The sequence below is a fragment of the Streptomyces sp. WELS2 genome (assembly GCF_013870595.1).
Taxonomy (GTDB): Bacteria; Actinomycetota; Actinomycetes; order Streptomycetales; family Streptomycetaceae; genus Streptomyces.
The window spans coordinates 1-5,337 of sequence record NZ_JACBWZ010000430.1 but is presented as its reverse complement, the minus strand read 5'-3'; the positions used below and the strand labels follow the sequence as shown (position 1 = coordinate 5,337).

General features: G+C 69.6%; 6 protein-coding genes and 3 pseudogenes. 4 read left to right on the top strand and 5 right to left on the bottom strand.

What is annotated here, in order from left to right; all coding sequences use genetic code 11:
* Positions 1–376: CAP domain-containing protein (locus H5J33_RS22450; RefSeq protein ID WP_181796711.1), on the top strand; the 376-nt coding region annotated here is incomplete at its 5' end.
* An 81-nt stretch (positions 377–457) separates the two neighbouring features.
* Here the strand turns inward: H5J33_RS22450 and H5J33_RS22445 are convergent.
* From H5J33_RS22445 to H5J33_RS22430, 4 genes are all read right to left on the bottom strand, one after another.
* Positions 458–769: a CAP domain-containing protein gene (locus H5J33_RS22445; RefSeq protein WP_181796712.1), complete on the bottom strand. Its 312-nt coding sequence runs from the start codon at positions 767–769 to the stop codon at positions 458–460.
* A gap of 54 nt (positions 770–823) precedes the next feature.
* The gene (locus tag H5J33_RS22440) at positions 824–1,855 is read right to left on the bottom strand and encodes an alanine racemase (protein WP_181796710.1); all 1,032 of its coding nucleotides are present in this window, start codon (positions 1,853–1,855) and stop codon (positions 824–826) included.
* An 83-nt stretch (positions 1,856–1,938) separates the two neighbouring features.
* Entirely contained in the window at positions 1,939–3,057 is a 1,119-nt protein-coding gene (locus H5J33_RS22435) for a peptidoglycan bridge formation glycyltransferase FemA/FemB family protein (RefSeq protein ID WP_181796709.1), read from the bottom strand.
* 117 nt (positions 3,058–3,174) lie between these two features.
* Positions 3,175–3,489 carry a hypothetical protein gene (locus tag H5J33_RS22430; protein WP_181796708.1) on the bottom strand — a complete coding sequence of 105 codons (315 nt, stop codon included), beginning with the start codon at positions 3,487–3,489 and terminating at the stop codon, positions 3,175–3,177.
* 274 nt (positions 3,490–3,763) lie between these two features.
* On the opposite strand from H5J33_RS22430, the gene rpsF reads away from it, so the two are divergent.
* Positions 3,764–4,054, top strand: coding sequence for a 30S ribosomal protein S6 (gene rpsF / locus H5J33_RS22425; protein WP_014673750.1), 291 nt, complete (start codon positions 3,764–3,766; stop codon positions 4,052–4,054).
* An 80-nt stretch (positions 4,055–4,134) separates the two neighbouring features.
* A pseudogene (locus tag H5J33_RS22420) lies at positions 4,135–4,551 on the top strand (single-stranded DNA-binding protein); the annotation flags it as partial.
* On the opposite strand, the pseudogene H5J33_RS22415 reads toward H5J33_RS22420, so the two are convergent.
* A pseudogene (locus H5J33_RS22415) lies at positions 4,534–4,851 on the bottom strand (Nif3-like dinuclear metal center hexameric protein); the annotation flags it as partial. The pseudogenes H5J33_RS22420 and H5J33_RS22415 sit on opposite strands and share 18 nt — an antisense overlap.
* Positions 4,852–5,039: 188 nt before the next feature.
* Here H5J33_RS22415 and H5J33_RS22410 point away from each other — a divergent pair.
* Positions 5,040–5,337, top strand: a pseudogene (locus H5J33_RS22410) (hypothetical protein); the annotation flags it as partial.

Sequence of the window (5,337 nt, the reverse complement as noted above, 5' to 3'; positions counted from 1 at the left end):
CGTGGCACAGGTGGTCGCGCTGGTGAACGAGGAACGGGCGGCCGCCGGATGCGGCCCGGTCACCGAGGACCCGCAGCTGGAGCGGGCCGCACAGGGACACTCCGACGACATGGCCGCGCGCGGCTTCTTCGAGCACACCGACCCGGACGGCGCCGGACCCGGCGAACGCGTCACCGCCGCGGGCTACCGCTGGTCCACGTACGGCGAGAACATAGCCAGGGGCCAGCAGACCCCGCAGTCGGTGATGGACTCCTGGATGCACAGCCCGGGCCACCGCGCCAACATCCTCAACTGCTCGTTCAAGAACATCGGCGTGGGCGTCCACAAGGGTTCGGGCGGCCCTTGGTGGACCCAGGACTTCGGCGCGAGGCTCTGAACGGCAGGCGACACCGCGTGAGGGCCGGCGTGTTCCGAACCGCCGTCCCGCGGGCCGGCCCCGGCCGCCGGGCGGCCCGCGTCAGCGGGCGGTGCCGAAGTCCTGGGTCCAGTAGCTGCCGGGCTGCGCCAGACCGACGCCGATCTCCTCGAAGCCGCAGTCGAGGATGTTGGCCCGGTGGCCGGGGCTGGCCATCCAGCCCGCCATGACCTGCTCCGCCGTGGTGTAGCCGTAGGCGACGTTCTCGCCGTAGTTGCTCCAGGTGTAGCCGGCGCGCGTGATGCGCAGGCCCGGGTCCGAGCCGTCCGACCCGGTGTGCGACATGTTCTGGTGGGCGGCCATGTCCGCGCTGTGCTCCTGCGCGGCCTTGGTGAGCGCCGGGTCGAGGGTCAGCGGCCGGCAACCGACCTTGTCCCGCTCGGCGTTCTTCCGCCGTCGTGACCCGCCTCAGCGGTCCACGATGCGGTCGAACTGGGTCGTGGTGTGCCGCAGGTGGGCCACCAGCTCGTCGCCCACATGGGGCTCGGGGGCGTCCGAGGGCACGAACAGGATCGACACCTGCATGTGCGGCGGCTCGGCGAACCAGCGCTGCTTGCCGCCCCAGACGAACGGGGAGAGGTTCCGGTTCACCGTGGCCAGGCCGGCCCGGGCGACGCCCTTGGCGCGCGGCATGACGCCGTGCAGCGCCTTCGGGGCCTCCAGACCCACCCCGTGCGACGTGCCGCCCGCCACGACCACCAGGTAGCCGTCGGAGGCCGCCTTCTGCTGCCGGTAGCCGAACCGGTCGCCCTTCGCCACGCGTGTGACGTCCAGGACCGCGCCGCGGTACTCGGTGGCCTCGTGGTCCCCCAGCCACAGCCGCGTGCCGATACGGGCGCGGAAGCGGGTCTGCGGGAACTGCTGCTGGAGGCGGATCAGCTCCTCCGCCTTGAGGTGGCTGACGAACATCGTGTGCAGCGGCAGCCGGGCCGCGCGCAGCCGGTCCATCCAGCCGATGACCTCCTCGACGGCGTCAGAGCCGTCGGTGCGGTCCAGCGGCAGATGGATGGCGAAGCCCTCCAGCCGGACGTTCTCTATGGCCTGGTGCAGCTGCGGCAGGTCGTGCTCGCTGACGCCGTGCCGCTTCATCGAGGACATCACCTCGATGACGACACGGGCGCCCACGAGGCCGTAGACGCCGTCGACGGACGACACCGAGCGGATCACCCGGTCGGGCAGCGGAACGGGCTCCTCGCCGCGCCGGTACGGCGTCAGCACCAGCAGGTCACCGCCGAAGAAGTCCTTGACGCGCGCGGCCTCGTACGTGGTGCCGACCGCGAGCAGGTCGGCACCGAGCCGTGTGGCCTCCTCCGACAGCCGTTCGTGCCCGAAGCCGTAGCCGTTGCCCTTGCAGACCGGGACGAGCCCTGGGAACTGCTCCTGCACGTGCTTGTGGTGCGCCCGCCAGCGCGCGGTGTCGACGTAGAGCGTGAGCGCCATGGCCGGACCCGGGACCTTTCTCGTGGCTGGGGTGGATCAGAGAGGGAAAAGCTGTGAAGGCTATGGAATCAAACGCCGGCGGCTCAGCGGCGCGACATGTAGATGTCGAGCGCCTTGTGGAGCAGCTTGTTCAGCGGGAAGTCCCATTCGCCGAGGTACTCGGCGGCCTGACCGCCGGTGCCCACCTTGAACTGGATCAGGCCGAAGAGGTGGTCGGTCTCGTCCAGGGAATCGGAGATACCGCGCAGGTCGTAGACGGTGGCGCCCATCGCGTAGGCGTCGCGCAGCATCCGCCACTGCATCGCGTTCGACGGCCGGACCTCGCGGCCGATGTTGTCGGAGGCGCCGTAGGAGTACCAGACGTGCCCGCCGACGATCAGCATGGTCGCCGCGGAGAGGTTCACGCCGTTGTGACGCGCGAAGTACAGCCGCATGCGGTTGGGGTCCTCGGTGTTGAGGGCGGTCCACATGCGCTGGAAGTACGACAGCGGGCGGGGGCGGAACTTGTCGCGGACGGCAGTGATCTCGTACAGCCGCTGCCACTCGGGCAGGTCCTGGTAGCCGCCCTGGACGACCTCGACGCCCGCCTTCTCGGCCTTCTTGATGTTGCGGCGCCACAGCTGGTTGAAGTTCTTGTGGACCTCTTCCAGGGAGCGGTTGGCCAGCGGCACCTGGTAGACGTAGCGGGGCTGCACGTCGCCGAAGCCGGCGCCGCCGTCCTCGCCCTGCTGCCAGCCCATGCGGCGCAGTTTGTCGGACACCTCGAAGGCACGCGGCTCGATGTAGTCGGCCTGCAGGTCGCGCAGCCGCTTGACGTCCGGGTCCTGGATGCCCCGCTTGATCGTATCGGCGTTCCAGCGGCGGATGATCACCGGCGGGCCCATCTTCACGGAGAAGGCGCCCTGCTGCTTCAGGTGCGCCAGCATCGGCTGGATCCAGTCGTCCAGGTTCGGCGCGTACCAGTTGATGACCGGGCCCTCGGGGAGATAGGCGAGGTAACGCTTGATCTTGGGCAGCTGGCGGTAGAGGACCAGACCGACGCCGACCAGGTGACCGCTCTTGTCGAACCAGCCGAGGTTCTCCGAGCGCCACTCCGCCTTGACATCGGCCCAGGCCGGGACCTGCATGTGGCTCGCCGCCGGCAGGCTCTGGATGAAGGCCAGATGCTGCTCGCGACTGATGGTCCTCAGGGTCAGGCTCATTCGGGGCGCTCCTCGGGCTGGTGTGTCCCCATGGGTTCAGGGGCTCCGGCTCTCGCGCCGAAGCCTACTGCGCCTCGCGAGCGCCCCGACTGGGCATACGGGCCTCGGACCGGGGAGTCAGCCGACGACACCGCCGAACAGACCACCGTGCGCCATGCCGATCAGGAAGCCGACCCCCGCGGCACCGAGGCCCAGGATGAGGCCGAACCGCTCCCGCGTGGTCACCGAGATCCACTGTCCGTACACGCCGGTGCACAGCGCCACCAGGCCCGCCCACGACGTCAGCAGGTGGAGGCTGTGGAAGAAGGCGGTGATGAAGGACAGCAGGCCCAGGACGAGCGTCACCGCCATCAGGGCGTCCTGCAGCGGATGGGGCTTGCCGTCCGTGGCGAAGAGGGAACCGGCGGTGTTGGGTCGCAATGCCTGTGCCATGGGCACCTCCTGCGGAAGGCGGCGCATCGTAGCGCCGTACACACCCGTTGTGTACAGATTGTCCGGCCCGGCGGCCGGATTTCAACCGGAAGCGGGTGTGCGGGTAGTCTGTACCGTCTGCACTGGTGTCTGCCCAGACCTGTCCAGGTCACACCGACCGGCTCCCCTGAGGGAACCCCGATTGTCAGTGGCGGCCGATACCGTTGCGTACGCATCACAACCCTCCTGCCACGGAACGACCGTGGCCGCTGAGTCCAAAGGAGGTGGGTTCCACATGCGTCACTACGAGGTGATGGTCATCCTCGACCCCGATCTCGAGGAGCGCGCTGTCTCCCCGCTGATCGAGAACTTCCTGTCCGTCGTCCGTGACGGCGGCGGCAAGGTTGAGAAGGTCGACACCTGGGGCCGTCGTCGTCTCGCCTACGAGATCAAGAAGAAGCCCGAGGGCATCTACTCGGTCATCGACCTGCAGGCCGAGCCTGCGGTCGTCAAGGAGCTCGACCGCCAGATGAACCTGAACGAGTCGGTCCTCCGGACCAAGGTCCTCCGTCCCGAGACCCACTGAGCCCCGCGCTCAGCTGATCCCGGGATTCGAGTAGCAGCAACCAAGCAGCCAGAGCAGCAAACCCGCCGAGAGGTTCCCCCATGGCAGGCGAGACCGTCATCACGGTCATCGGCAATCTTGTCGACGACCCCGAGCTGCGCTTCACCCCGTCCGGTGCGGCGGTCGCGAAGTTCCGCGTCGCGTCCACTCCCCGCACCTTCGACCGCCAGACGAACGAGTGGAAGGACGGCGAGAGCCTGTTCCTGACCTGCTCGGTCTGGCGCCAGGCGGCGGAGAACGTCGCCGAGTCGCTCCAGCGAGGCATGCGCGTCATCGTGCAGGGCCGGCTGAAGCAGCGGTCCTACGAGGACCGCGAGGGCGTCAAGCGCACGGTCTACGAGCTGGACGTCGACGAGGTCGGCCCCAGCCTGCGCAACGCCACGGCCAAGGTCACCAAGACCGCCGGTGGCGGTGCCCGCGGTGGCCAGGGCGGTTACGGCGGCGGTGTCGGCGTTGGTGTGGGCGACGTGCAGCGCGATGTCGTTCTTGATCAGCGTGTGCACGACCCGTCCCTTGAAGTGGGTGGCCGCGACCGTGGTCGTCCCCCGCAGATAGAGCGGGTGGTGGGTGACCAGCAGGTCGGCGCCGAGCTGCACCGCCTCGTCGACGATCTCCTGGACGGGGTCGACGGCGAACAGCACCCGGGTGACCTCCTGGCCGGGGTCGCCCACCACCGTGCCGACCGCGTCCCAGGACTCGGCCCGCTCGGCGGGCCACAGGTTCTCCAGCGCGGCGATGACTTCAGACAGACGGGGCACGGGCCAAGGCTACCTGGCTGTTCGGCGGGGGTGTACCGCATGCGCCCGGTCCGGCCCGGCTCAGCACACCCGTCCCGGTTTCCTCGGGTGAATCGCTTCTGCGCCACACGTATGTGTGAAGCGGGCCTCGGCGCCTGTGCGCGCCGGTGCGGCCGAAAACTAGCGTCGTCGCCGGAGGTGACCGAACGATGACGGCCTGTGCTATCGAACCCCCGTCCACGAGCGGGGCCGACGGCGTGCCGGAGGCGGGGTGCGTGATCACGGCGGACGGCGCGTACGCGGCCCGGCTCGCGCCCGCCGGTGATTGCTGGTTCCCGGAGCGCTGGACCCTGGACGGCCCGGAGCCCTACGCGGTGCCGCTGCCCGGCAACCAGCCCGAAGAGCCCGGCACCGGGGTGCAGCCGATGGGCGACGGCCGGGTGCTGATCCACCGGCCGTCGGGCTCGCGGCACCTGTTCTCGCTGCTGTACCCGACCGGGCCCGGCA